This window comes from Actinosynnema sp. ALI-1.44 (assembly GCF_001984155.1).
In the GTDB taxonomy this organism is placed as follows: domain Bacteria; phylum Actinomycetota; class Actinomycetes; order Mycobacteriales; family Pseudonocardiaceae; genus Kibdelosporangium.
Window position 1 is genome coordinate 446,824 of the sequence record NZ_MTQO01000051.1, and the last position, 26,586, is coordinate 473,409.

At 70.1% G+C, this 26,586-nt stretch carries 21 protein-coding genes; 18 read left to right on the forward strand and 3 right to left on the reverse strand.

Annotated features, from left to right (window positions below):
* Nucleotides 1-75 precede the first annotated feature (75 nt).
* The 8 genes from ALI144C_RS37155 to ALI144C_RS37190 all read left to right on the forward strand — a co-directional run bounded on the left by ALI144C_RS37155 (nt 76) and on the right by ALI144C_RS37190 (nt 9,979).
* Nucleotides 76-3,927, forward strand: coding sequence for a non-ribosomal peptide synthetase (locus ALI144C_RS37155; RefSeq protein WP_076991890.1), 3,852 nt, complete (start codon nt 76-78; stop codon nt 3,925-3,927).
* Nucleotides 3,928-3,961: 34 nt separating this feature from the next.
* Nucleotides 3,962-4,177: an MbtH family protein gene (locus ALI144C_RS37160; RefSeq protein WP_076991891.1), complete on the forward strand. Its 216-nt coding sequence runs from the start codon at nt 3,962-3,964 to the stop codon at nt 4,175-4,177.
* Between the two features lie 6 nt (nt 4,178-4,183).
* On the forward strand, nt 4,184-5,719 hold the full coding sequence (locus tag ALI144C_RS37165) for an amino acid adenylation domain-containing protein (protein WP_076991892.1): 1,536 nt from the start codon (nt 4,184-4,186) through the stop codon (nt 5,717-5,719).
* Between the two features lie 147 nt (nt 5,720-5,866).
* The gene (gntA, locus tag ALI144C_RS37170; protein ID WP_076991893.1) at nt 5,867-6,568 is read left to right on the forward strand and encodes a guanitoxin biosynthesis heme-dependent pre-guanitoxin N-hydroxylase GntA; all 702 of its coding nucleotides are present in this window, start codon (nt 5,867-5,869) and stop codon (nt 6,566-6,568) included.
* Nucleotides 6,565-7,326, forward strand: a complete 762-nt coding sequence (locus ALI144C_RS37175; RefSeq protein WP_076991894.1) for an SDR family NAD(P)-dependent oxidoreductase — start codon at nt 6,565-6,567, stop codon at nt 7,324-7,326. The genes gntA and ALI144C_RS37175 overlap by 4 nt, the downstream gene beginning before the upstream one ends.
* Nucleotides 7,323-8,357 (forward strand): hypothetical protein, encoded by a 1,035-nt coding sequence (locus tag ALI144C_RS37180; RefSeq protein WP_076991895.1) that lies wholly within the window; start codon nt 7,323-7,325, stop codon nt 8,355-8,357. Before ALI144C_RS37175 ends, ALI144C_RS37180 begins: the two co-directional genes overlap by 4 nt.
* Nucleotides 8,358-8,366: 9 nt before the next feature.
* On the forward strand, nt 8,367-9,167 hold the full coding sequence (locus ALI144C_RS37185; RefSeq protein ID WP_143231090.1) for a GNAT family N-acetyltransferase: 801 nt from the start codon (nt 8,367-8,369) through the stop codon (nt 9,165-9,167).
* Nucleotides 9,164-9,979, forward strand: a complete 816-nt coding sequence (locus ALI144C_RS37190) for an MOSC domain-containing protein (protein WP_143231091.1) — start codon at nt 9,164-9,166, stop codon at nt 9,977-9,979. The genes ALI144C_RS37185 and ALI144C_RS37190 overlap by 4 nt, the downstream gene beginning before the upstream one ends.
* A gap of 200 nt (nt 9,980-10,179) precedes the next feature.
* Here ALI144C_RS37190 and ALI144C_RS37195 read toward each other — a convergent pair whose 3' ends face one another.
* The 3 genes from ALI144C_RS37195 to ALI144C_RS37205 all read right to left on the reverse strand — a co-directional run bounded on the left by ALI144C_RS37195 (nt 10,180) and on the right by ALI144C_RS37205 (nt 13,828).
* Nucleotides 10,180-10,974, reverse strand: a complete 795-nt coding sequence (locus ALI144C_RS37195) for a MerR family transcriptional regulator (protein WP_076991898.1) — start codon at nt 10,972-10,974, stop codon at nt 10,180-10,182.
* Nucleotides 10,975-11,051: 77 nt separating this feature from the next.
* The gene (locus ALI144C_RS37200) at nt 11,052-12,158 is read right to left on the reverse strand and encodes a serine hydrolase domain-containing protein (protein ID WP_076991899.1); all 1,107 of its coding nucleotides are present in this window, start codon (nt 12,156-12,158) and stop codon (nt 11,052-11,054) included.
* A gap of 65 nt (nt 12,159-12,223) precedes the next feature.
* Complete coding sequence (locus tag ALI144C_RS37205; RefSeq protein WP_076992061.1) at nt 12,224-13,828, reverse strand: amidohydrolase; 1,605 nt, start codon at nt 13,826-13,828, stop codon at nt 12,224-12,226.
* Nucleotides 13,829-14,056: 228 nt separating this feature from the next.
* Between ALI144C_RS37205 and ALI144C_RS37210 the strand changes: the two genes are divergently transcribed.
* The 10 genes from ALI144C_RS37210 (at nt 14,057) to ALI144C_RS37255 (ending at nt 26,586) form a co-directional block, all read left to right on the forward strand.
* Complete coding sequence (locus tag ALI144C_RS37210; protein ID WP_076991900.1) at nt 14,057-15,532, forward strand: amidohydrolase family protein; 1,476 nt, start codon at nt 14,057-14,059, stop codon at nt 15,530-15,532.
* Nucleotides 15,529-16,398, forward strand: a complete 870-nt coding sequence (locus tag ALI144C_RS37215; protein ID WP_076991901.1) for a GNAT family N-acetyltransferase — start codon at nt 15,529-15,531, stop codon at nt 16,396-16,398. The genes ALI144C_RS37210 and ALI144C_RS37215 overlap by 4 nt, the downstream gene beginning before the upstream one ends.
* Nucleotides 16,395-17,501: an o-succinylbenzoate synthase gene (menC, locus tag ALI144C_RS37220; RefSeq protein WP_076991902.1), complete on the forward strand. Its 1,107-nt coding sequence runs from the start codon at nt 16,395-16,397 to the stop codon at nt 17,499-17,501. Before ALI144C_RS37215 ends, menC begins: the two co-directional genes overlap by 4 nt.
* Nucleotides 17,502-17,578: 77 nt before the next feature.
* Nucleotides 17,579-19,252, forward strand: a complete 1,674-nt coding sequence (locus tag ALI144C_RS37225) for a PucR family transcriptional regulator (protein ID WP_076991903.1) — start codon at nt 17,579-17,581, stop codon at nt 19,250-19,252.
* A gap of 156 nt (nt 19,253-19,408) precedes the next feature.
* Nucleotides 19,409-20,680, forward strand: a complete 1,272-nt coding sequence (locus ALI144C_RS37230; protein ID WP_076991904.1) for an MFS transporter — start codon at nt 19,409-19,411, stop codon at nt 20,678-20,680.
* The gene (locus tag ALI144C_RS37235) at nt 20,677-21,588 is read left to right on the forward strand and encodes a serine hydrolase (RefSeq protein WP_076991905.1); all 912 of its coding nucleotides are present in this window, start codon (nt 20,677-20,679) and stop codon (nt 21,586-21,588) included. Before ALI144C_RS37230 ends, ALI144C_RS37235 begins: the two co-directional genes overlap by 4 nt.
* A gap of 123 nt (nt 21,589-21,711) precedes the next feature.
* Nucleotides 21,712-23,097, forward strand: a complete 1,386-nt coding sequence (locus ALI144C_RS37240; protein ID WP_076991906.1) for a serine hydrolase domain-containing protein — start codon at nt 21,712-21,714, stop codon at nt 23,095-23,097.
* Complete coding sequence (locus ALI144C_RS37245) at nt 23,094-23,996, forward strand: serine hydrolase (protein WP_076991907.1); 903 nt, start codon at nt 23,094-23,096, stop codon at nt 23,994-23,996. The genes ALI144C_RS37240 and ALI144C_RS37245 overlap by 4 nt, the downstream gene beginning before the upstream one ends.
* 8 nt (nt 23,997-24,004) lie before the next feature.
* Complete coding sequence (locus ALI144C_RS37250) at nt 24,005-25,606, forward strand: ABC transporter substrate-binding protein (RefSeq protein WP_076991908.1); 1,602 nt, start codon at nt 24,005-24,007, stop codon at nt 25,604-25,606.
* Nucleotides 25,603-26,586: an ABC transporter permease gene (locus ALI144C_RS37255; protein WP_076991909.1), complete on the forward strand. Its 984-nt coding sequence runs from the start codon at nt 25,603-25,605 to the stop codon at nt 26,584-26,586. The genes ALI144C_RS37250 and ALI144C_RS37255 overlap by 4 nt, the downstream gene beginning before the upstream one ends.

Sequence of the window (26,586 nt, forward strand, 5' to 3'; positions counted from 1 at the left end):
CGCCACCTCCATCGTCGGCGTCCGCACCCGTTTCGCGGCGTACTCATCGCACCCTCGAGAGGAGTCAGCCTCGTCATGCCTCGACGAGAGCAGCGACCGGCAAATCCGTTCCCGCTGATCCGTGAGCCCACGGCGGGCCGTTATCCGCTCGCCGCGGGACAGGAGCGGCTCTGGTGGGCTCACCAGTTGGATTCCGCGATCAGCCAGTACCACATCCTGGAGGGCTGGCAGTTTCCCAAGGGCCTCGAGCCCGCGGCACTCGGCGAGGCCATCGCCGGGCTGGTCCGCAGGCACGAGATCCTGCGGAGCAGGTTCGCCCCGCAACCGGACGGGACGGTTGTCCTGGAAGTCCTCGACGAGGTCAGCATCCCCGTCACCTGGGCAGGCCGGGAATGGCGCGCGGCGCTCGACGCCGCCGCCACCCGGCCGTTCGACCTCGCGCAGCCGCCGCTGTTCCGGCTGATCGCCGCGGAACTCGACGAGGGCCCGGGGCTGTGCATGGTCATGCACCACATCCTCACGGACCGCTGGTCCATGGACGTGCTGTCGCGTGACCTGACCGAGTTGTACGCGGCCGCGCTGGAGGAGCGGCCCGCGCAGCTTCCCCAGCTGCCGGTCCAGTACGGCGACTACGCCGTCTGGCAGCGGCAGTTCCTGACCGACGAGCGGCTCGCGTCGCTCCTCGAGTGGTGGCGTGGCGCCTTGTCGGGCCACGACCGGCCGGACCTGCCACTGGACCGGCCGCGGCCGGCCACGGCCGACGGGGCGGGCGGTACCGTCGTCGCCCACCTGTCCGAGGAGACCACGTCCGCGCTGACGGGCCTGGCCTGGCGGGCCCGCGCCACCCCGTTCATCGTGGTGATGGCCGCACTGGCGGCGACGCTGAGCGCCTACACCGGCTCGGACGACATCGTCATCGGCGCCATCGTCTCCGACCGCCCGCACCCCGACCTGCAGGACCTCGTCGGGTTCTTCATCAACACCGTCCCGGTCCGGATCCAGCTGTCCGAGCCGGGCCTGACCTTCCGCGATCTCATCGTGCGCACCCGCGACGCGTGGATGGCCGCGGACGCCCACCAGGACGCGCCCTTCGAACAGATCGTGGGCGCGGTCCGAGGTGGGTCGCAGACGCAGCGCAACCCGGTGTTCGACGTGGTGCTCAACCACGCGGGCGACCGGGTCAGCCTGACCGAGTCACCTGGCGCGCCGGTGCTGTGGCGTCCCGACGTGCCGACCACTGCCCGGTTCGATCTCTCCCTCACCACGCTGCCGGTCGACGGTGGCATCGAGGTCACCTTCCTCTACCGGCTCGACCTGTTCGACCGGGCGCCGGTCGAGGCGATCACAGCGCGGTACGTCCGGCTGGTCGAGCAGGCGGTGGCCGACCCCGAGCGACCACTGCGCGACTTCACCCTCGTCTCGGCGTCGGAACTGGACGTCCTGCACGCCCGCAACGACCCGAGTCCCGCCCCGCAAGCCACCATCGTGGAGCTCTTCCAGGCCCAGGCGGCTTCCCGGCCGCAGGCTCCGGCGGTGGTCGGCGCCCGCGGCGAGCTCACGTACGGGCAACTGAACGAGCGGGCCAACCAGTTGGCCCGGCACCTGATCACCCGCGGTGTGGGACCGGAGCGGATCGTCGGGGTGTGCCTCGAGCACAGTGTCGAGCGGTACGTGGTCCTGCTCGCCATCGCCAAGTGCGGGGCGGCCTACCTCCCGCTGGACCCCGGCTTTCCCGCCGACCGGCTGCGGTTCCTGCTCGGCGACGCCGACGTGGTCCTGACGGTGGTCAGTCCGTCGTTGCGCACCGCGATCCCGGAGCACACCGGTCCGGTGCTCGAGGTCGGTCCCGACGTGCCCGACCTGACGGGCACCGAGACCGGAGACCTCCCGCTGGCGGCGGGGCCCGACAACCTGGCATACCTGATCTCCACGTCGGGTTCCACCGGAACGCCCAAGTCGGTCGCGATCTCCCACCGCGCGCTCAGCCGGCTTGTCGCGGGCGCTCCGAGTTACCTCGATGTCGGCCCCGGCGCGACGCTCCTCCAGGCAGGGCCGTTGACCTTCGACGTGGCCGTGCTCGAGTGGGCCCCGCTGGCGCACGGCGGTCGCGTGGCGGTGACGGACACCGGGACGCTGCAGGAGAATCTGGACACCGTCGTACACGACTACGGGGTGACGACACTGAAACTGGTGTCCCCGCAGCTCGACCTCCTCGTCGAGCGGGGCATCGGGTCGCTGGCCGGGTTGCGCCAGCTCGTCGTCGGCGGTGACGTCGTCAACCCGAAGAGCTTCGCCACGGCCATCGACCTGCTTCCCGGCTGCCGGGTGACGGCTTCGTACGGGCCCACGGAGAGCACGGTGTTCTCCACGGTGTTCGAAGGCCGCCCCACCACCGGCCGGGTGCCCATCGGGCATCCCATCCCGTACACGCGGGTCTACGTCCTCGACCCGAACCTGGACCACTGCCCGGTCGGGATGCGGGGCGAGATCCACCTGGCGGGCGACGGCCTGGCGCGCGGCTACCACGGGCGTCCTGGGCTGACCGCGGACATGTTCGTTCCCGATCCCTACGGGCCACCGGGATCGCGCATGTACCGCACCGGAGACGCGGGCCGGTATCTGGCCGACGGCGCGGTCGACATCCTCGGCCGCACCGACCGCCAGGTGAAGATCCGCGGCTTCCGGATCGAGACGAGCGAGATCGAGCACGCGCTGCTGCGCAGCCCCGGCATCACCTCGGCGATCGTGCTTCGGGCCGAACTGGCGACAGGGCCGTGCCTCGCGGCGTACGTCGTGGCGTCCGGCCCGGTCGACCGGGCCGGGCTGCGCCGGGAGCTCGGCCGGTCCCTGCCGCCGTACATGGTTCCCGACCACATCGTCGAGGTGCCGCGGATCCCGTTGACCACCAACAACAAGGTGGACCGGGCCGCGCTCGCGGCGATTGCGCTGGGACCGTCCGAGCCCGCTGACGCACCGCCCCCGGAGACCGGCATCGAGGCTCGCGTCGCGGAGGCCTGGTCGACCGTGCTCGGCCGCCCCGTGCCCGCTGGGGGAGACTTCTTCGAGCACGGCGGCCATTCCCTGCTGGTGCCCCGCGCGACCGCGGCGATCCGGCAGCTGCTCGGACGTGAGGTCCCCCTCCGGCTGATGATGGACTGCCGGACGCCTGCGTCGTACGCGCAGGCGTTGTTGAGCGAGAGCCAGCCCGACCTCGGCGCCGAGTCCCGTGAGCACCGCATGGAACGGCGGAGCTGGCACAACAGGACCCTCGGCGGGGACCGGCGGGTGGATCTGTTCGTCACCGCGGCGGATCAGGACACCCCTGTCACCCGAGCGCTGGTTGTGCTCGACGGCTCGGAGTTCGTTGACGTCATGCGGTTCCCGGCAATACTGGACAGGCTTGCCCTCGCCGGGCGCATCCCGCCGACCGCGGCGATTTTCCTGAGTCCCGCGGACTGGTCGGCCCGCCGGGCGGAACTGCTCGACGACGCGTACACCGACGTACTCGCCGACGATCTGGTGCCGTACCTGCGCGACTGGCTGGGCGAGCGATGGCGTGTGGAGCAGGTCACCGCGCTCGGCGCGAGCCTGGGAGCCGTCGCCGCCATCCGCGCCGCACTGCGCCGCGCGGACTGTTTCGACGGCGCGGTCGGCATCTCGGGCCCTCTCACCGACCACGAGCTGACTCCTCACCCGAACGGTGGTGCGGCCCGTCCTGCCCGGCTCTTCCTGGGCGCGGGCCGGGAAGAGGCGGACATCGAGCTCGACGACGGGCTCAGTCTGCTTGAGGCGACGAAGAAGGTCGCCGCGGACCTGAGCGGACAGGGTCACGTCGTACGCGACGAGTACGGCGACGGCGGCCACACCTATGCCGCCTGGGAGGCGATGCTTCCCGAGGCCGTCGCATGGGCGCTCGATGAGCACTGACGACACGACGAGCAGGGAGAGGGCAGGACACCGAATGTTCGACGACAGGCAGCGCGAGTTCCGCGTCGTGGTCAACCACGAGGAGCAGTACTCAATCTGGCCGTCCGACCGCGATCTTCCGGCCGGCTGGCGTGCCTCGGGCCATGTCGGGTCCAAAGAGGACTGCCTCGGCCACATCGACGAGGTCTGGACCGACATGCGGCCGCTGAGCCTGCGCCGGGCCACGGCGGAAAACGCGACGAGGAGCTGACTGGCCATGGACGATTCCCGCCAGAACGGAGCGCACGCGTCCGCGGCCCGGACGGTCTGTGAGATGTTCGACCACCAGGTCCGCATCCGCCCGGACGCCACGGCCGTGCGGACCGCCGAGCGCTCGTGGACCTACGCCGAGTTCGGCCGCGAGACGGCCCGGCTGGCACATCGGCTCACCAAGCTCGGCGCCGGTCCGGGCAAGATCGTCGGGATGCCGATTCCCCGCAGTGCGGCCGCTTTGATCGGTCTCGTCGCCGTGATGCGGTCCGGCGCGGCATGTCTGCCGTTGGCCCCCGACGACCCGCCCGCCCGCAACGGGGAGGTGCTGCACGACGTGGGGTGCGAGCTGACGCTGGCTCTCTCCCATGACGCGTGGCTGCCGGGCGTGCAGCTGTTCGACGACCCCAGCCTCCATGGCGAGCCCGAGACGAGCGATGGTCTGCCGGTGCCGGACCCGCAGGACCTGGCCTACGCGATCACGACGTCGGGTTCGACCGGCCGTCCGAAGGTGGTCGGCGTTCCGCACCAGGGGATCGTCAACCTCATCCTGGCCAGCCGGGACGACCTCGACCTGATCCGCACCGACGACGTCGTCCTGTGGACGTGTCAGGCCACTGTGGACATCACGATGCAGGACTGCCTGATGGCCCTGTGCTGCGGGGGTGCCGTCGGGATCCCCGAGCCGGGCGAACTGCCCGCGACCCGGATCGTGCACGAGGCCCGCACGCTCGGCGCCACGGTGCTGGACATCCCGGCAGCCATGGTCGGGCCGTACGGCCGGTCGCTGCTGCCGCGCCTGGCCAACGCCGGGGTCCGGCTCGTCGCGGCAGGCAGTTCGCAGCTGGACGGCCGAGGCCTCGCGGAAGCCGCGGGCGACATGGTCGTGTGGAACTGCTACGGCCCCACCGAAGCGTCGGTCGCCACCACGTGGTACCGGTGCCTCCCCTCGACCCCGCAACGGGCGCCGATCGGCAAGGCGATCCGCAACGTGCGCACCTACGTCCTCGACGAGGAGCTGCGCCAGGTGCCGGTCGGCGAGGTCGGGCAGTTGTACCTGGCCGGTGCCGCACTCGCCAGGGGGTACCTCGGCCTGCCTGCTCGGACGGCCTCGGCGTTCCTGCCCGATCCGTACTCCGCCACCCCGGGCGAGCGGATGTACGCGACCGGGGACCGGGTCGTCCTGCAGCCGGACGGGGACCTGGTCTTCCACGGCCGGTTCGACGACCAGGTGAAGATCAACGGTTTCCGGGTGGAGACCGGCGAGGTGGAGCACGCCCTGCTCCAGTGCCCCGGTGTCGTCGACGCCGTGATGCTGGTGCGCGAGGACGCTCCGGGCGGGACCGCCGTCGTCGCCTTCCTGACCGGGACGCGGTCGGCTGACGAGGAACTGGTGCGCCTGCTGCGGGAAAGGCTGCCCAGCCACATGGTCCCGCGGTTCTACATCTGGCTGGACGAGCTGCCCCTCAACCGGCCGGGAAAGGTCGACCGGGCCGCGCTCGCCAAGGTCCCGGTCGCCGATCTGGTTTATCGGGGCGGATGACCACGGGCGACCCCGGCCGGAGGAGCCGGGCGTCCGGCCATGCCCATGACCCGAAATCCGGAAATCCCCACCAGCGCGAGCACTGGGACCACGTCGACCAGACCATTGCGCGCGACCGCATCAGACGGACCAGGAAGTGATAACACCATGACAACCGGGGGAAGCAAGCCCGAGGAGATGGTCGCGGCACTGGGAGCGAAGCTCCAGGGCGACACGTTCTCCTGCGTGGCCGCGAAGACGGCATGGATGCGCGGGAGCGTTGTGCACCGCCACTTCGGACCGATGGGCGAGCCCGCGACGACAGACGAACTGTCGGCGGCGGTCACGGATTTCGCAGTGCGCCGTGACGACATCCACGAACTGCTCGCGACGTTCGTCGCCACCTTCGAAGGCCCGTTCGGCCTCGACGAGACCGAGTTCGAGACGCTCGTGTGGCAGCAGCTGCAGGGTCTGCACGACCGGGACGTCCGCCGCTTCGCCTGGGCGGACTTCGCCGATTCCGACCCGACGTCCGACCGCTTCGCGTTCAGCATCGCCGAACAGGCCTTCTTCGTGGTCGGGTTGCACGCGAACTCGTCGCGGATCACCCGCCAGTTCAGCCACCCCACGCTCGTGTTCAACTCGCACGTGCAGTTCGAGCGGCTGCGCGAGCGCGGGATCTACGGCCGTATCCGCACCGAGGTGCGGGCACGGGAGATGGCGCTGCAGGGATCGATCAACCCCAATCTCTCGGACTTCGGCGAGCGCTCGGAAGCCATGCAGTACTCCGGCCGCGCGACCTCGCCGGACTGGAAATGCCCGTTCCGGCCGCACACCGACGGCCTCGACCAGAAGGAGGACGCGCGATGACGGACGGCTGGGTCGTGGTCACGGGAGCGTCCTCCGGCATCGGCCAGGCCGTCGCCAAGCGGTTCCTGGACAACGGCCACCGGGTGGCGCTGCTCGCTCGCCGGGCCGAGCGTTTCGCCGGCCTGGCGAACGACTTCGGCACCGACCGGGTGCGCACACTGGCCGTGGACGTGCGGGACCGGTCGGCCGTCGAGAGCGCCTTCGACGCCTTGGACGAGATCGGCGTACTGGTCAACAACGCCGGGTTGTCCCTTGGCCTCGGGCCCCTCGACGAGGGGGATCCCGACGCTTGGCGAACGATGCTCGACACGAACGTCGCGGGCCTGCTCACCTGTACGCACGCCGTGCTGCCCAGGATGCGCAAGGCCGAGGCCGGCCACGTGATCAACATCGGGTCGCTGGCCGCCGAGTACGCGTTCTACGGAGGCAATGTCTACGCGGCGACGAAGGCCTTCGTCCACCACCTGTCGGCGAACCTGCGTGCGGACATCCAGGGCTCGGGCATCCGGGTGACCTGCGTCGCGCCGGGGATGGTGCGCTCGGAGTTCGCCCTCGTGCGGTTCGGGGGCGACCAGGACAAGGCGGACGCCCTGTACAAGGGCATCAACCCGTTGACTCCTGGTGACGTCGCGGACGCCGTCCTGTGGGCGTACGGCACGCCGGCGCACGTCAACGTGAACTACGTCGAGCTGATGTCGGTCGATCAGCCCTTCGGGCTGGCCCTTAGCCGTGGCACACAAGAGAGGAACACGCAATGAGCGCGGTCAGTTCGTACAACGACTTCGGCAAGCTCCAGGAGATCGTCGTCGGAAGCGCCGAGGGGTTCAACTTCCCGTCGATCGACAGTTCCATGAAGCACTTCTTCTCCCCGCCGCCGGGCTCCGAGTCGGAGGCGATTTCGGTCAACACCCTGGCCAGGATCGTGGAGGAGACCGAGGAGGACCTGCAGGCACTCACCGACACCCTGGAGAAGTCAGGGGTGCGCGTGCGGCGGCCGGAGCAGGTCGACCACAGCAGGCCGATCAACGTCCTGGACTGGAAGAGCACCGCCAACCATGCCCTGATGCCACGGGACTGCCTGCTGGTCGTCGGTGACACGATCATCGAGGCGCCCATGGCCGTGCGGGCCAGGTATGCCGAGACCTTCCCGTTCCGCAAGCTGCTGCGCGAGTACTTCGACGGCGGGGCCCGCTGGCTGGCGGCGCCCAAACCCCAGCTGCCCGAAGAGACCTACCAGTACGACGAGGCCGGCAACCCGGTGCTCGGCGAGCTCGAGCCGCTGTTCGACGCGGCCAACATCATCCGGTGCGGCCGCGACTTGTTCTACAACGTGAGCAACACCGGTAACCGCTTCGGGGCTGCCTGGCTGGCCCGGGTCCTGGGATCCGACTACCGCGTGCACGAGATGTCGATCTGCGACGACCACGTCGGTACGACGATTCATGTGCTCAAGCCCGGTGTGCTGCTGGCGAACGCGGGCAGGCTGAACCCGGACCTCATCCCGGAACCGTTGCGCGGCTGGAAGACCCTGTGGTTCGACGACCCGCAGGACGACGGTTTCGGCTTCGAGTGGCCGCGCGCCTCCACCTGGATCGGCATGAACATCCTGTCCGTGGACGAGGAGACGGTCATCGTGCCGAAGGCGCAGGACGGGCTTGCGAAGCTGCTGGACTCGGCGGGCTTCACCGTGATTCCGGTGCCGTACCGCCACGGTCGCACCTTCGGCGGCGGATTCCACTGCTGCAGCGCCGACGTGCGCCGTGCGGGCGAACTTACGTCTTATCTCTGAGGGGACACAGTGTCTGATGAGAGTGAACGCCCCCGGTTCGACGCCATCATGAGCCAGGGCGGGGACGAGATCATCGACGCGACGTTCCGCGGCGCCCAGAGCGGCGACGTCCTTGCGATGTACGAGCTGTCCAAGCCGTTCGTGGCGACGGGTGGCCTGATCGCGCGTGACCTCGAGCTGTTCGACACCGACGTCGAGGACTTCTACGTCGTGGAGATCGACGAGGTCGTGGTGGCGTGCGCCGGGATCCGCCGCTTCACCGACCTCGCCGAGATCTTCAACGTGGCGGTCGACGGGCGCTGGCAGAGCCTCGGCATCGGCCGGTTCCTGCTGACCAGCATGCTGATCGTGCTGGAGTCGGAGGGATTCGCCGACGCGGTCGTCTTCACCAAGACGACCAGGGACTGGTTCGCCCGGTACGGGTTCCTGCCGATGGACCCCGCGTCGCTGCCCGCCGAACGGCTGACGATGCTGGACCCCGAGCGGAAGTCGATACCCATGGTGCGGCCGACCGTGCAGGCCTCGGACAGCATCGACGCGCTGGCGTCGATCACCGAACTGCGGGTGCGGTTCGAGCGGTCGGGGGTGGAAGCGGTGTGGGACAACGGGTGCGACTCGCTGCTGATGTTCGCCGAGAAGAACGACATCGACACGGCCTCGCTGTGCCGCGGCGGGATGTGCGGCACGTGCAGCAGCGCGTTGAAACAGGGCACCGTCAGCTATGACGTGCGGCCGGATGTCGACCCGGGCGATGGCAGCATCCTGCTGTGCATCTCGCGGCCGGCCGCGAACGTGGTGCTCGACCTGTGAGCCCGCCTGCAGTAGCGGAGTTGTGGCGTTACCCGGTGAAGTCGATGGGCGGCGAGCGGGTCACCGAGCTCGTGCTCGACCACGGGGTGGTGGGAGATCGCGCGTTCGCTGTCGTCGCGGTCGCCACCGGCCGGGTACTGACGGCCAAGCGCGTGCCCCAACTGCTCGACGCCTCGGCGCGCTGGCTCGGCTCGGCGGTGGAGATCACCTTGCCTGGCGGGCCGACCGTCCACAGTGACGACCGGGACGCGGACGCCGCCATCAGCCGGTGGCTGGGCCAGGCGGTGCGGCTGGACCGGCCCGCCGGTCGCGCGGTCGCGGTGGAGGAGTACCAGGGCGACCCGGACGGGTCCGGCGAACTGGACACCTTCGACCTGCCGGCGTGGGGGTTCGTCGACGAGGCACCGGTGCACCTGCTGAGCAGGGACTCGCTCCAGCAGGCGCAGCGGTGGTACCCCGGCGGTGACTGGGACCTGCGCCGGTTCCGGCCCAACATCGTGCTCACGTCGGCCACCCCTGATCTCGATCGGGCCACCACCCTGTCCGCCAGGTCCGGCGAAGGCACCGTGGGCGACGAACTGCAGATCGGCCGGGTCATCGTCGAGGTGACAAGCCTCTGCAAACGGTGCGTCATGGTGACGCAGCCGCAGCGCGGCCTGCCCAAGGACCGCGAGGTGCTGCGCTCGATCATCAGCCGGGCCGGTGCCGAGTTCGGGACGTACGCCGAGGTGCGCCGCCCTGGCGCGGTGCGCTGCGGCGACCCCGTGACCGTGCTGGTCGCGGTTCAAGCCAACAAGGAGAGGACACACTGACAACGACGACGGACTCGCTGGCCCTGTCGGATCGGCATGCCGTCGGTGGGGGCGTGGGTCTTGCCGTTTGATGGCCCAGGTGAAGGTTCCTTCCTGGCCCGGTCAGCTTGACCGCAGGCGCGGCGGTCAGGTCGACGGGTGCCAGGGTCGAACTGGTCTTCAGCTGGGCCACGGCGGCGTTCGCACGGCACAACGCGCCGTCACTGGTCCGGGATGGGTATGCCCGCGGAGCGCAGTCTCGCCTCGACGAGCGCGTTGAGCCGTGTCCAGGCCGCCGATGTGTGATCCTCGCGGTGGTGGTTGATCAGCCCGTACAGCGCTGTGGCGTCGGGCGTGGGGGGCTGGAAGCCAGCCGGTACCGCCAGCAGTTCGCGGTTGGCCAGCAGGTTGTCGGCCAGCGCGGACGCCAGTTCGTCGATCCGGGGGTCGTCCGGGTCCCAGGACCGCGCGTCCCAGCCGCGTCGGGTCAGGTCGACGAACTGGGCGTCGCCGAGCCGGTGGTCGAGTTGGGTCAGGAAGATGTCGAGGAACTCCGGTGCCAGCGCCCTGGCCAGCACCATGGCTTCCCGCTGGCCGGCCACGTAGTCGGGACTGAAGCCGAGGTCGGTGAGCCGGTCCAGGGTGGCGAGGGCGCGCTCGGTCAGCAGGAGCCGGTCGCCGTCGGCGAGCCGTCGTAGTGTGTCGCGCCGGGCGATCAGGTCGTCGATCCGTTCGGTGAGGCGTTGTTCGACATCGGTGAGGGTGGCCGCGAACTGCTCGGCGTCGGCGTCGAGCAGCGGCCCGACCTCGGCCAGCGGTACCCCGGCGGCGGCCAGGGTCCGGGCCTGGATCAGCCGCAGCAGTTCGGCCGATCCGTACCGCCGGTAGCCGGAGGTGTCGCGTCGCGGTTCGTCGAGCAGCCCGTGTCGGTGGTAGTGCCGCACGGTCTTCACCGTGACCCCGGCGAAGGCCGCCGCCTGACCGATCGTGACGCCGCCGGTCGTCTTCCCTGTCATCCGCCCAGTCATCCGCCCTGTCATCTGCGAGGTCAACCCGCCTGCCCTTGTCGTCGAGGCCGTTCTGCCTGCTCGGTCTAGTCCGCGGCCTGTTCGCAGAACACCGCCTTGAGGAGCTTGTCCAATGCCCTCGGGTACTCCTTCGCCAGGTCGGTTCCGGCGTCCCCGCCGGTCATCGCGGCCGTCAGGGTCTTGCTGCCGTCGGGTGTGCTGTACATCAACGCCCCGTAGCCGATGGTGCTGCCGTTGTGGCGCAGGACGGTGACGCCGTCGCCCAGGTCCTCCACGAACAGCCCGAGACCGTAGTTCATCTTGGGGTGCGGCGTGCGCATCTCGGTCAGCAGCGGCGCGGGCAGGAGCTTGCCGCCGATCAGCGCGGAGAAGAAGGTGCGGAGGTCCTGGGTGGTCGAGATCATGTCACCGCCGCCGAACAGCAGGGAGGGATTCTGCCGGGTGACGTCGACAGTCTTCCACTGGCCGTCGTCCTGGTAGTGGTAGTAGCCGTGGGCGTGCGGCCCGGGAATCTCCGGCCGGGCGCCCGGCACCACAGTGCCCGACAACCCCAGCGGCCGCAGGATCCGCCGCTGCGTCTCCTCGGCGTACGAGCGGCCGGTGATCTGCTCGATCAGCAGTGCGGCGATCGTGTAGTTGGTGCTGGAGTAGTTCCAGTCCGCCCCCGGTGCGAACAGCGCGGGCTTGGACAGCGCGAACCGCACCAACTCCTCCGGCTGGTAGGTGTGGAACCGGTTGTCCACCCATTCCTGGCCCGTCGAGGGCAACCCCGGCATGGCGGTTCCGCCGTAGTGTTCGCCGGTGTGGTTGAACACCCCGCTGGTGTGCTGCAGCAGCATTCGCACCGTGATCCGCTGGTCCAGACCGAACTGCGGCAGGTAACCGGCCACCGGGAGGTCAAGCCCGGCTTTGCCCTCGGCGACCAGTTGCAGCAGCACGGTCGCGACGAAGGTCTTGGTGTTGCTGCCGATCCGGAACCGCCCGTCCGCCGGAGGCGGTGCGGTCTCGCCCAGTGCCCGCACCCCGGCGCTGCCGACCCACTCGCCCCGCTGATCCCGCACGCGCACCTGCATCCCGGCGAACCCGGCATCGATGAACGTCTGGAGGGAGTCCTGCAGGAGCCTGTCGGCCGACGGAGCGAGCCGAGCCGTGGAAGTGATGTTGTTCGTCATGCGGCCAGGTTCCAGCCTGACCCAGGGGCAAGGTCAAGGCGGCCTAGCGGTGACGAACGCAACCACTAGCGTGCGAACACGCGCTGACCCGCGAACCACGTTTCCACGACCTGTGTCCCGGCGACGTCGGAGACCTGGAACGGGTCACGGTCGAGCACGATGAAATCGGCTGACCGGCCCGGTACCAGCGCACCCGTGACGTCGTCGAGACCGCACGCCTTGGCACCGCCCAGCGTGAACACCTCGATCGCCTCGGCGAGGGTGATCGCCTGCTCCGGCCAGAGGGCGCCGGGCCGCCTGCCGAACGGATCCCGCCGCGTGACCAGGCCCGCGATTCCTTCCCACGCGTTCGGCGATTCGCTGACCGGCCAGTCCGAGCCGCCCGCGAGCAGCGCGCCGCTGTCGAGCAGCGCCCGGTTTGGCTGCATCCGCCCGCCGCGCTCGGCGGGCAGCACGGTGGCGATCGCCTCCGGGATCACACCGGGCATCCACAGGAACGGCGAGATGTCGGCGGCGACACCGAGCGCGGCGAACCGCGCCAGGTCGTCCGGGTGCACGAACTGGCCGTGCGCCACCTGGTACCGCGTGTTCGTGTGGCCTTCCGCCCGGATCGTGCCGACGGCGTCGAGCAGCAGCCGCACGGACGCGTCGCCCGTGCAGTGCACCTTCGCCGACAGGCCCGCGTTGGCCGCGGTGCGCAGCCACCCGGTCAGTTCCTCGGCGGTCATGGTCGTCGTGCCGTGGAAACAGTCGCCGTGGACGTCGTCCGGCAGGTACGGCTCCAGGAACGCGGCCGTTCGAGTCGGCGGGACGCCGTCGAGGAAGATCTTGACGAAGTCCGGCCGGTGGTGCTCGGTGCGGTACTGCCCGGCCACCTCAATCAGCGGCAGGCCGATGGTGTCGTAGCCGAACAAGGGGTCGTTGATCAGCAGCGACGACACGACCCACGCCGCGAGTTCACCCGCGTCGTCCAACGACTTCAGCGCGCCGAGGATGTCGGTGGACACGGCCGCGTCCTGGAACGCGGTGACGCCGTGGGCGTGCAGGGTCTCGATCGCGTGTTGCGAGGCACGCCGGTGCTGGTCCGCGGTGAGCCGCCCGGCGATCCGCTCGACCACGACGCCCGCCGTTTCCAGCAGCAGCCCGCTGGGCTCACCGTGGTCACGCACGATCACGCCACCGGGCGGATCCGGTGTCGCGGCGGTGATCCCGGCCAGTTCCAGCGCCCGGCTGCTGACCCACCGGTTGTGCCTGCTGTCGTCGGCGAGGCTCACCGGACGGCCACCCGCGGCGGCGTCGAGCGCCCGTCGGGCCGACGATGCCGACAGCGTTTCGACCAAGGTGGAGGCCCACGCCCCGCCGACCACCCATTCGTCCGGGCCGAGGTCACGGGCCCGCGCGCGGACGGCGTCGAGGATGTCCTCGAGGCCGGCGTCCACGCCGAAGGTGAGTTCGAACAGTTCCGCGCGTCCGGCCAGAGCGTGGTGGTTGTGCACGTCGACCAGGCCGGGCATGACGAACGCGCCGCCGAGGTCGATCACCTCGGTGTCCGGTCCGCGGTCGGTGTCGTCGGCGATCCGCCCGCCGGTCACGGCGAAATCGGACACCCACGGCCGCGTGGCGTCCATCGTGTACACGGTGGCGTTGGTGATGATCAGGTCAGCGGTCACGCGGTCAGTCTCAGCCACCGCGGACGGGCACCGGCAGCCGTTGCACAGTCCTGGACAAGAACTGTGCACTCTGAGAGCAGTCGCAAGTGCCGCCGACCGCGGTGACGGCGTGGCGAGTTCGTACAGGTGGATGGATCCGGTTACCCGGATTCGTCGTCCGCTACGAACGGGCGGCCCGTGAAACCTCCTAGGGTCGCCGGTGAACGAGGTGATCCTAGGAGGCGAAGCATGCGGACACTCTTGCGTGGCGGGCGTGTCGTCGACCCGGCGACGGGGTTCGACGGTACGGCCGACGTGCTGGTATCCGGCGGGGTGGTCACCGCCGTCGGGCCTGGTCTGCCCGCGCAGCCGGGCGACACGGAGATCGACGTCTCCGGCCTGGTCGTCGGTCCCGGTTTCATCGACCTGCACAGTCACGTGCACACCATCGCGGGCCAGCGGCTGCAGGCGATGGACGGTGTCACGACCGCGCTCGACCTCGAAGCCGGGCTGATGCCGATCGAGCGGGCCTACGCCGAGGCCGCCGCGGCGGGAAGGCCGCTGCACTACGGTTTCTCCGCGTCGTGGGGGTCGGCCAGGGCTCAGGTGCTCGCCGGGATCGAGCCCGACGCCAACATCGACAGCGGTCTCGCGGTGCTCGGCAACCCGGCATGGCAACGCACCTCGTCGCAGGCCGAACTGACGGCCTGGCTGTCCCTTGTGGAGGCTGAGCTCGCCGCGGGCGCGCTCGGGGTCGGGGTGCTCCTCGGTTACGCGCCGCTGACGGATCCCGGCGAGTTCGTGGCTCTGGCTCGGCTCGCCAAACAGGCGGGAGCACCCACCTACACGCACGTCCGGGAACTGGTCGAAGTGGACCCCGCGACCCCCGTCGACGGCTCGGCGGAGATCGCGATCGTCGCGGCCGAGACCGGCGCGGCCATGCACCACTGCCACGTCAACAGCACTTCCGGCCGTCAGATCGACCGCGTGCTCGCCGCGCTGGAGGCGAGCCGCTCGGCCGGGTCGCGGGTGACCGTGGAGGCCTACCCCTACGGTGCGGGCAGCACGGGTATCGGCGCTGCCTTCCTCTCGCCGGAGCGCCTGAAGATGAAAGGGCTCGCGCCGTCCAGCGTGATCATGCTGGAGACGGGGGAGCGGATCGCCGACGAACGCCGTCTGCTCCAGGTTCGTGCCGAGCAACCGGGCGCGCCGTGCATCCTGGAGTTCCTCGACGAGAGCAGCCCGCGTGACCTGGCGCTGCTGCACCAAGCGCTCGCGTTCCCCGACGCCATCGTCGCCAGTGACGCCCTGCCCGTGTACTGGAAGAACGGCACCAGCGAGAGCACCGAATGGCCGCTGCCGCCCGGAGGCGCGACGCATCCGCGCACGTCCGGGACGTACGCCAAGACGTTGCGCCTGATGGTGCGCGAGAGCCAGGCCTGGACCTGGCTGGAGGCGTTCCGGCGCTGTTCCTACCTGCCTGCGCGTGTCCTGGACGAGGTCGCTCCCGCCGCGCGGGCCAAGGGCAGGCTGGACGTCGGCGCGGACGCCGACATCGTCGTCATCGACCCGGCCACCGTCACCGACGCGGCCACCTACTTCGACCCGACAAGGCCCTCGGTCGGCGTCCGGCATCTGTTCGTGTCGGGCGTTGCCGTCGTCACCGACGGCAACCTCCGCACCGACGCGTTCCCCGGCAGGCCGCTGCGCGGTGAGCCGCGGTGAGCGAACTGCTGACGACGAGCGCGGAAAGCTCGGCGGAGGCCGTAACGGCCGCGCGGGCCGTGGCCGCGGCTTCGGGCGTCGAAGTCCGCGAACTGACCGAGATCGCCGATCTGTCGGCGGTGGCGGGCCTGTTCGAGTCGATCTGGCAGTCCGTGCCCGGTGCCCGCCCGGTGAGCACGGAACTGCTCCGGGCGATGTCCACGGCCGGGAACTACGTCGCGGGCGCGTTCGAGCACGGCGAACTGCTGGGCGCGTGTTTCGGTTTCTTCGGCAACCCCGGCAAGGCGAGCCTGCACAGCCACATCGCCGGGGTCGCCAGGGCGGGCACGGGCCGGGGTGTCGGCCACGCGCTCAAACTGCACCAGCGCGGCTGGGCGCTGCGCCAGGGCGTCTCGGTGATCACCTGGACGTTCGATCCGCTTGTGCGCCGCAACGCCTACTTCAACCTGGGGAAACTCGGCGCGCGCCCGATCGGGTACCTGCCCGACTTCTACGGTCCGATGCAGGACAGCATCAACGGTTCGGGTGACACCGACCGGCTGATGGTCGGCTGGGACCTGACGAGCCCGGACGTCCGAGCCGCCGCCTCCGGCCGACCTGTCCTGATCGACGCGCAAGCACTGGGTGCGGCGAAGGCGCTTTCGGTCGACTCCGGTGGCGGTCCGCTTGTGGGTGTCGCCGACACCCCGACCGTGCTCGTCGCCGTTCCGCCCGACATCGAGCGGTTGCGCCGCGCCGACCCCGCTCGTGGCAAGGCGTGGCGCGCCGCGCTGCGCGAAGTCCTCGGTGGACTGATGGCGGACAACGCCCGGGTCACCGGTTTCGATCGTGCCGGCTGGTACGTGATCTCGAAGGAGCGATCTTGAAACTCAGCGGTGTGGAACTGCGCCGGGTCCGGATGCCGCTCGTGGCCCCGTTCCGGACGTCGTTCGGGACGCAGACCGAACGGGAACTGCTGCTCGTCCGCGCGGTGACGCCGACGGGCGAGGGCTGGGGCGAATGCGTGACGATGGACGCGCCGCTGTACTCGTCGGAGTACAACGACGCCGCCGAGCACGTGCTGCGCAACCACCTGATCCCGGCGCTGCTGCGGGCCGGTGACCTCACCGCGCACAAGGTGACGCCGCTGCTGGCGAAGTTCAAGGGCCACCGGATGGCGAAAGCCGCGCTGGAGATGGCAGTCCTCGACGCCGAGCTGCGGTCCCACAACCGGTCCTTCGCCGCCGAACTCGGATCCACCCGCGACTCCGTGCCCTGCGGGGTCTCGGTCGGCATCATGGACTCCATCCCGCAGCTGCTCGACGTCGTCGGCGGCTACCTCGACGAGGGCTACGTCCGCATCAAGCTGAAGATCGAACCCGGCTGGGACGTCGAGCCGGTGCGCCAGGTGCGGGAGCGCTTCGGCGACGACGTGCTGCTGCAGGTCGACGCGAACACCGCGTACACCCTCGGCGACGCGCCCCTGCTGGCCAGGCTGGACCCGTTCGACCTGCTGCTGATCGAGCAGCCGCTCGAGGAGGACGACGTGCTCGGGCACGCCGAACTGGCGCGACGCGTCCGGACGCCGATCTGCCTCGACGAGTCGATCGTGTCCGCGCGGGCGGCAGCCGACGCCATCAAGCTCGGCGCATGCCAGATCGTCAACATCAAGCCGGGCCGCGTCGGCGGCTACCTCGAAGCCCGGCGGGTGCACGACGTCTGCGCGGCGCACGGGGTCGCGGTGTGGTGCGGTGGGATGATCGAGACCGGGCTCGGCCGGGCGGCCAACGTCGCCCTCGCCTCGCTGCCGGGTTTCACGCTGCCCGGCGACACCTCGGCGTCCGGCCGGTTCTACCGCACGGACATCACCGAGCCGTTCGTGCTGCGGGACGGGCACCTGCCGGTGCCGACCGGGCCGGGCCTCGGGGTGTCGCCGATTCCCGACCTGCTGGACGAGGTCACCACGTCGAAGACGTGGCTCGGTTCGTAGGGAACGACGAATTCCGGGGCTGGATTTGGTCGGATCGAACCATTCGGCCCGCCTGCGGCCGGGTTTAGCTTCTGTGGGTGCTGACACCGGTGCCCAGCAGGCCGAACACGAGTTTGGGGCGTGTCCTGGAAGACCTCGGGGACGTCCTCCTCGAACCGGTCGCGGTCGGCCGGACCACCCGCAGACAACTCGGCGGGGTGGTCATCCACGACCCGCACGACGAGTCCGAGTTCCCCGCGCAGGCTGTCGTGCTCGGCGTCGGCGTGCGGGAGCAGGACGAGGTCGTCCGCCTGCTGCACGACGTGGGTGTGCGGGGCGCGGCGGCACTCGTCGTCCGCTCTCCCGTCACCCCGGCACCGGAACTCCGCCGGGCGGCGGAGTCGTCCGGTGTCGCGCTCCTCGGCCTCGCGCGCGGCGCGTCCTGGGCTCAGCTCGCGGCGATGCTCAGGACGCTGCTGGCCGAAGGGGACGTCGGCGACGTTTCGCCGCAGACGCTCGGCGGGATGCCGTCCGGTGATCTGTTCGCGCTGGCCAACGCCGTCGCGGCACTGCTCGACGCGCCGGTCACCATCGAGGACCGCAGCTCCCGTGTCCTGGCGTTCTCCGGCCGTCAGGACGAAGCGGACCCGTCCAGGGTCGAGACCATCCTCGGCCGCCAGGTGCCGGAGCGGTTCACCCGCGGCCTGGTGCGGGACGGCGTCTTCGAGAAGCTGTACCGCGACCAGACGCCGGTGTACGTCGATCCGAAACGCTACGACGACAACGCGATCGCGGTTCCGCGCGTGGCGCTCGCCGTCCGCGCGGGCGACGAGGTGCTCGGGTCGATCTGGGCGGCGGTCCGCGAACCGCTCAGCGAGGAGCGGACACAGGCGTTCGTCGACGCCGCCAAACTCGTCGCGCTGCACATGCTCCGGCTGCGGGCGGGCGCCGACGTCGAACGACGGCTGCGCGCGGACCTCGTGAGCACGGCGCTCGAAGGCGGCGCCGGGGCTCCGGAGGCCATCGGGCGGCTCGGTCTGCTCGGCCAGCCGTCGATCGTGCTCGCCATGGGAGTGCTCGGCGCACCCGCCCCGGACGACGATCTCCGTCTCGTCGCGGACCGCCAGCGGGTCACCGACGCACTGGCCATGCACCTCAGCGCTGTCCAACCGCGTTCGGCCGTCGCCCTCGTCGGCGACGTCGCCTACGGCATCGTTCCGATGCCGGGCGGTCACGCCGACTGCCAGGAGCGCTCGGTACGGGTCGCGTCGACCTTCCTGGAGCGCATCGGACGCCGGGCGGCGGCCGCGATCGGCATCGGACCGCTCGCGCTCGACGGTTCCGGACTGCGCGCCTCGCGTGAAGGCGCGGACCGGGCGTTGCACGTACTGCTCACCAACGGTGGCCCGAAACGCGTCGCGACGGCAGAGGACGTGCACGTGGACGCGCTCATGCTGGAACTGGCCGATCTCGCCGCGGCCAGGGGGGACGTCGCGACCGGGCCCGTCGCGCGGCTGCTCGCCTACGACGTCCAGCACCAGTCCCAGTTGGTGCACACCCTGCGGTGCTGGCTGGACGCGTTCGGGGACATCGGCGCCGCGTCCGCCGCGGCCTACGTCCACCCGAACACCTTCCGGTACCGGCTGCGGCGGCTCGCCGAAGTCGGCGAGATCGACCTCGACGACGCGGGGGAGCGGTTCGCCGCGATGCTGCAACTGCGGCTGTTGCCGCGCGACGCGCGGACCGGGCCGCCCGCCGCCGAGGACCCCTGACCCCGGCCGGGGTCATTGGTCCTCCCGGCCGGAAAGGACGGTGGATCTTCGTGTGATCGAACGAACTCTGCCGCCCGACCGCTGTCCAGAATGAGTGATCGGCGCGACACCGGTGCGTCGGTCTCCTTATCTCCCACTGCTTTCGGCGGAGGCGTCATGGCGACAGTTGTCAAAGAGGACACCTGGACAGCGCGGCGGATCAACCGGACGGCGGTCGTCACCATGGTGGTGATGGTGTTCGCCTGGTCGGTCGACTACATCGACCGGTTCTCCATGGGGATGGCGCTGCCGATGATCGGCGCCGAGTTCGACCTCGGCAAGACCGAGCAGGGCTGGCTGGTGACCGTGTTCGCCCTGGTCTACATGGTCTGCCAGATCCCGGCCGGATTCCTCGCCGACCGTTACGGCTCACGCGGCCCGATGCTGGTCACGTTGCTGCTCTGGTCGGCGTTCACCGCAGCGACCGGGATGGCGGGGACGTTCGGGACGCTGCTGGTGGTCCGTGGACTTTTCGGTGTGTGCCAGGGGCTGTTCCCGGCGGCGTCGTTCAAGGCGATCGCGGAGCGGACGACTCCGGGCAACCGGGCGACGGTCACCGGCGTGATGCTTTCGGCAGGCGGGATCGGCGCGGGACTGGCACCGCTGATCGTCGGGCCGTTGCTGATGGCGGTCGGCTGGCGGCACACGTTCTTCTGGATGGCCGGTGTCGGCGCGCTCATCGGCGTCGTGGTCTGGGCGATCCTGCCCAAGGCGCTGCCGGAGTCGCTCAGCAGTCTTCCCCGGGCCGAGGTGACAACGCCGGAGGTCTCCCGCAAGCAGGTGCTGCGCTCCCCGGTGGTCTGGAAGTTCACCCTGCTGTTCTGCGTGACCAACATGCTCAACTACGGGATGATCACCTGGGTCCCCAGCTACCTGCTGGAGTCCCGGGGCCTGTCGCTGAGCCAGACCGGTGTGCTGGCCGCGATCCCGATGCTGGTCAGCATCGGCACGACCATCCTCGGCGGCTGGCTGTTCGACCGCTACTTCCACGACCACGGCCGCTGGTACCTCGGGTCCATCGCCCTGGTGACGGTGGTGCTGCTGACGCTGATGGTGACGGCGGACAGCACCGCGGAGTTCACCGTCTACGAAACGCTCGCCCTCGCGGTGTTCGGCATGGCGACCATGGCCGTCTTCGGCCTGCCGCTGCGAGTGCTTCCCACGGCGGTCACCGGGATCGGCATGGGCGTGATGAACTTCGGCGGCCAGGTCGCGGGCGCGGTCGCGCCGGTGGCGATGGGCTGGCTGGCCGACGCCTTCTCGTACACCGCCGCGTTCGGCTTCCTCATCGGCACCACCCTGATCGCCGCCGTGATGGCCTTCTGGGTCCCGCAGACCCCCGCCCAGTTCACGTTCTCGCCAGCGAGTCCCAGCAAGGGAGCATCATGACCACCTCTGCCGAAGTCGTCGAGACGATCAATGACCGCGCCAAGGAGGTGGGTGTCCGGGTCCGGTTGCACGCGGCCGAGATCGACGGCACGCGACAGATCGGCATCGACGAGGGCGTACCGGTCGTCACGGCGTCGGTGTTCAAGGTCCCGATCGCACTGGAATTGGCCAGGCAAGGCGCCGAAGGTGAGCTCGACCTCGGCGAGCGGATCACCGTCGCCCCCGGCCATCCCACACCGAGTCCCTACGGGCTGGCTACCTTCCGGCACGAAGTGACCATGTCCTGGCACGATCTCGCGATCCTGATGATCGGGATCAGCGACAACGTCGCCACCGACCTGATCCTGGCCGGAGTGGGCAAGGAAGCGGTCGGTGAGTCCCTGCGGCGTATGGGTTTCGAACACACCACGGTCACCAGCGACTGCCGGGAGATTCTCGACAGCATCGGGGAAGACCTCGGAATGTCCTACGAGGACGACGAAAAGGCGCTGGCGGACCTTCCGGTGGAACGGCTCACCGCGTTGCGTGCGCTGCGGCCGGAGCACACCTGCGCCACGACCGCCGAGGAGATCACCCGGCTGCTCGCAATGATCTGGCGTGACGAGGCGGCGTCGCCCACGGCGTGCGCGGACGTTCGGCGCTGGCTGGAGCTCCAGGTGTGGCCGCACCGGCTGCGATCCGGGTTCCCGGACGACGGGATCCGCGTGAGCGGCAAGACCGGGACCTTGCCGTCGGTGCGCAACGAGGTCGGCGTGATCGAGTACCCGGATGGGAGTCGTTACGCGGTAGGGGTTTTCACCGACGCCGTCGACGCGCGGTCGAGGGTGCCGGAGCGGGACGCGTTCATCGGGTTCGCCGCCGCGCGTGCGGTGGAATGGCTCAGGCTTCCGGAGTCCGTGTGCGAATAATTCGTCGGCTCGGATGAATTTTCGCGTCGCTCTCGTCGTTCCGCACGAATCGGTGACGTCCGTCACCGTCCTAGCATTCCGGGAACCCGCCGGACCGCCCGTTTCACGGACAATGAGGTGCGTATGTCGAAACTTTCCGAAATCGATGCCTGGCTCGGCCAGAACTTCTCCGCCCTCGTGGCCGAACACCAGGTACCCGGCGCGGCTGTCGCGGTCTTCGCGCAGGGCGAGGTGATCGACCACGCGGCGGGCCTGCTGAACACCGGCACCGGCGTCGAGTCCACAGTGGATTCCCTGTTCCAGGTCGGGTCGATCACCAAGGTGTGGACGACCACCCTGGCGATGCAGATGGTCGACGAAGGGAAACTCGACCTCGACAAGCCGGTCCGGACCTACCTGCCCGAGTTCGTCCTGTCCGACGAAGACGCCGCGTCGCGGATCACCGTGCGACAGTTGACCTGTCACACGTCCGGCTTCGAAGGGGACATCTTCACCGACACCGGGCAGGGTGACGACTGCGTCGAGAAGCTCGTGGCGACGTTGGCCGACGTCCCGCAGCTGTTCGGCCCGGGGGAGATGTTCTCCTACAACAACGCCGGTTACTGCGTGCTCGGGCGGCTCATCGAGGTGTTGCGCGGCAAGCCCTACGACGAGTGCCTGCGCGACCACCTGTTCACGCCGCTCGGCCTGACCCACGCGGCCACCGGGCCCTACGACGCGATCCGGTACCGCGCCGCGATCGGCCACGTGCAGGCCTCGCCGCAGGACGCGCCGCGGCCTGCCCCCGTCTGGGCGCTCACCCGGTCGAACGCGCCCGCGGGCTCGCACCTCGCGATGCGGCCGCGTGACCTGCTGACCTTCGCGCGCATGCACCTCAACGAGGGCCGGGCCGACGACGGAACCCAGGTGCTCAAGCCCGAGACCGTCCACGCCATGCGGGAACGGCAGGTCGAACTGCCCTACCTCGGCCTGATGGGCGGGGCGTGGGGCCTTGGCTGGATGATCTTCGACTGGCCGGGCGGCCCGGTGATCGGCCACGACGGCGGCACCATCGGCCAGTCGGCGTTCTTGCGGGTGGTGCCGGGCAGCGATGTCGCGGTGGCGCTGCTGACCAACGGCGGCAAGCCGCTGCACCTCTACCTGGACGTCTTCGGCAAGGTTCTCGGTGACCTCGCGGGTGTCGAAGTCCCGCCGCTGCCCGAACCCAACGCGGCCGAGGCTCCGGCCGACCCCGCCCGGTACGTGGGCGAGTACTCCTCGCTGGTCGCGGACATCGTGGTCAGCCAGGACGAGGACGGCGGCCTGTGGCTGGAACGCACGCCGAAGGGGATCTTCGCCGATCTCGCCAAGCCCGAGAAGAACAGGCTGCTCGGCTACAAGGGTGACACCCTGGTCGCGGAAAGCGGCGCACTGGGCCTGCACATGCCGCACGCCTTCGTCGGTGACGACGGCAGCGGCAGGGCGCTGTACGTCCACACAGGACGCGCGGACCGGCGGGTGAACCGGTGACCGCGATCGGGGCCGAGATCGAGGCCGTCTTCGCCGACGCGGGAGCCCGCGGTTTCGTGCACGCCAAACAGATCGGCGTCCCCGACGGTCCCGAGGTCGGCGTCGGCGCGGACGACCAGGTCGTGCTCGCGTCGGTGTTCAAGATCCCGGTCGCGGTCGCCTTCGCCCGCGAGGTGGCGGCGGGAAGGCTTGACGAGACCGAGCGGACCCGCGTCACCGCGCGGTACCGGATCGGCGGGATCGGCACCGCGGGGTGCGCCGACGACGTCGAGATGAGCTGGCGCGACCTGGCGCACTTCATGCTGACGATGAGCGACAACGCCGCCACCGACCTCATCTTCCACCGGGTCGGGCAGGCCGCGGTGGACCAGGTCCTCGCCGACCTCGGACTGGCGCGGACGCGGCTGACCGGCTGCTGCGAGGACCTCTTCGCCTCGGTGATCGCCGATCTCGGCGCGAAACCGGACGACGACCTGGATGCGGTCCTGGCGGGGGCGACCGAGGAACAGATGTGGAAGCTCACGGTGCTCGATCCGGACCGCACCACGTCGTCGACCCCGCGCGAGATCACCGCGTTGCTCGACGCCATCTGGACCGACCGCGCGGGCGACACGGCCGCGTGCGAACGGGTGCGCAAGATCATGGCGCAGCAGATCTGGCCGCACCGGATGTCGTCCGGCTTCCCGGCGGGCGTGGCGATCGCGGCCAAGACCGGCACCTTGCCCGCGGTCCGCAACGAAGCGGGGGTGGTGACCGATGTGGACGGTCGGCAGTACGCCGTCGCTGTGTTCACTCGCGCCGATTCCCTCCAGGACCGCTTGCCCGCGGTCGACGCCGCCATCGGCAAGGCCGCCCGCCTCGCCGTCGACCACCTCCGCGCTGAGACTTCGACCCCGTAGGAGAACTCATGAGGAACGCCCGGCTCACCGCCGCCGCGGTCGCGAGCGTGGTGGCCTTGACCGTGAGCGCGTGCGGGGGGACGTCGCAGCCCGGTGGGGACCGGACCGCGAACCAGAAACTGACCGATGGCAGGACCTTCACGATGGGGATCGCGTCCGACCCGGGATCGCTCGACCCCGCGATGACCGTGCTCGCGGTCGCGCTCCAGATCGACCGGTTCCTGTACGACGGCCTGATCGATCTCGACGCGTCGGGGAAACCGATCCCGAACCTGGCGGAGAAGTTCGAGGCCACGACGACCACGGCTGCCTTCACCCTGCGCGACGGGATCACCTGCGCTGACGGTGCTCGGCTGACCGCTTCCGACGTCGCGGCGAACATCAACTTCGTCGGCGACCCGGTGAACAAGTCGGCGATGCTGGGGCTGTCGATCACACCGGGGACCAAGGCAGTCGCCGACGACGCGGCCAGGACCGTCACCCTCACCAGCGGTGCGCCGGACGCGTTCCTGCTGCGCAACGTGGGCAGCCTGCCGATCGTCTGCGGCAAGGGGCTGGCCGACCGGTCGACCCTGGCCAAGGGGCAGCACGGCACCGGCATGTTCACCATGACCGAACTCGTCCCGAACGACCACTACACGCTCACCCGGCGGAAGGAGTACGCCTGGGGTCCCGGGCAGTGGCAGCGCGACCAGCCGGGCCTGCCCGACAAGGTCGTGATCCGGGTCGTCCCGAACACCACGACGGCGGCGAACCTGTTGCTGTCCCGCGAACTCAACGCCGCCACGATCACCGGGCAGGACCAGCAGCGGCTGCGTACCCAGAAGCTGTTCCACAGCGACTTCGTCGCGCCGATGGGCGAGCTGTTCTTCAACCAGGCACCCGGCCGCCTTGGCAGGGATCCGGCTGTGCGCCGGGCGCTGGTGCAGGCACTGGACCTCGGGCAGATCGGCAAGGTCCTCACCAGCGGCAACGGCAAACCCGCCACGGGGCTGGTCACCGCGGAGCCCCTGGCCTGCTCGGGCGATTCGGTGAGCGGCAAGCTGCCCGCCTTCGACGTCGCGGCGGCCAAGGCCGGGCTCGACGCGGCAGGCTGGCTGCCCGGTCCGGACGGTGTGCGGGTCAAGGACGGCAAGCGGCTCACGCTCACCGCCATCTACGGGCAGCAGCTCGGGCCCACCATGGCATCGGGCGCCGAACTGATGCAGCAGTCGTGGAAGAACGTCGGCGCCGACGTCACCCTCAAGGCGGTCGACAGCCCGGGTACCAGCCAGGTGCTGTTCGGCACCGGCGAATGGGACGTCTCCATGGCGCCGGTGGGCTTCGTGCTGCCGAGCCAGGCCGTGCCGTTCATGGCCGGACCGAAGCCACCCACCGGCACGAACTTCGCGCACATCGAGAACCCCGAGTTCGCCACGCTGGCCAAGCAGGCGGCGAGCATGCCGGGTGAAGCGGGTTGTGCCACGTGGACAGCGGCCGAGTCGGCACTGGTCAGCCGGTTGGACGTGGTGCCCTTCGTGCACACGGTCGTCCCGATCTTCGGCAGCGACGCGCGGTTCGACGTCGTCCTCGGCTCGATCGTCCCGTCGACGATCCGGATGTACTCGTGACGACCAGCGCGATCGTGGCGCCCGGCCTGCGGAGCAGCCCGTGGCTGTCGTTCGCCTGGCGCCGCCTCGGCCGGTTCGCTGTCTCGTTGTGGGTGCTGGTCACGATGGCGTTCCTGATGATCCAGCTGATCCCCGGCGACCCCGTCCGGGCGGCGCTCGGCCTGACCGCACCGGTCGAGCTGGTGACCGCGCGGCGAGCGGCGCTCGGTCTCGACGACCCGATCTGGCTGCAGTACGTCCACTACCTCGGCGGGCTGGTCACCGGCGACTTCGGCACGTCGATGACGAGCGGGCTGCCGGTCTCCGACGTGATCGGCGACCGGCTGCCCGCCACGCTCCAGCTGGCGTTGCCCGCGTTCGCGGTGGTCATCGCCGTGGCGATCCCGCTGGGCGTGCTGTTCGCCGTGCTGACCCGCGGTGGCCGCCGCCGGGGCGCTGAACTGGCGTTCACCTCGACGAGCGTCCTGCTCGCGGCCATTCCCGAGTTCCTGGTGGCGGTCGCGCTGGTCGCGTTGTTCGCGGTCCGGCTCGGCTGGTTCCCGGTCGCCGGGAGCGACGGGCCGAGCTCCTTCGTCCTCCCGGTCGTCGCGCTGGCCCTCGGCCCGGCGTCGGTGCTCGCCCGCATCGTGCGGGTGGAGACGCTTTCCGTGCTGGGCAACGACTTCATCCGGACGGCACGGGCGAAACGGCTGCCCGCGCGATTGGTCTACTTCCGCCACGCCCTGCCGAACGCGGTGACCGCGACGCTGACCATGGGCGGGCTGATGCTGACCGGGATGGTCGCCGGGACGGTGCTGGTGGAGAACGTGTTCGCCTGGCCCGGTCTCGGTTCGAGCATCGCGCAGTCGATCCTGCAGAAGGACTACCCGCTGGTGCAGGGAATCGTGCTCGTCTACGGCATCGGGGTGCTGCTGGTGAACCTGGCGGTGGACGTGCTGCTGGCCGTCCTCGATCCGCGTTCGACGATCCGGGAGAACTGA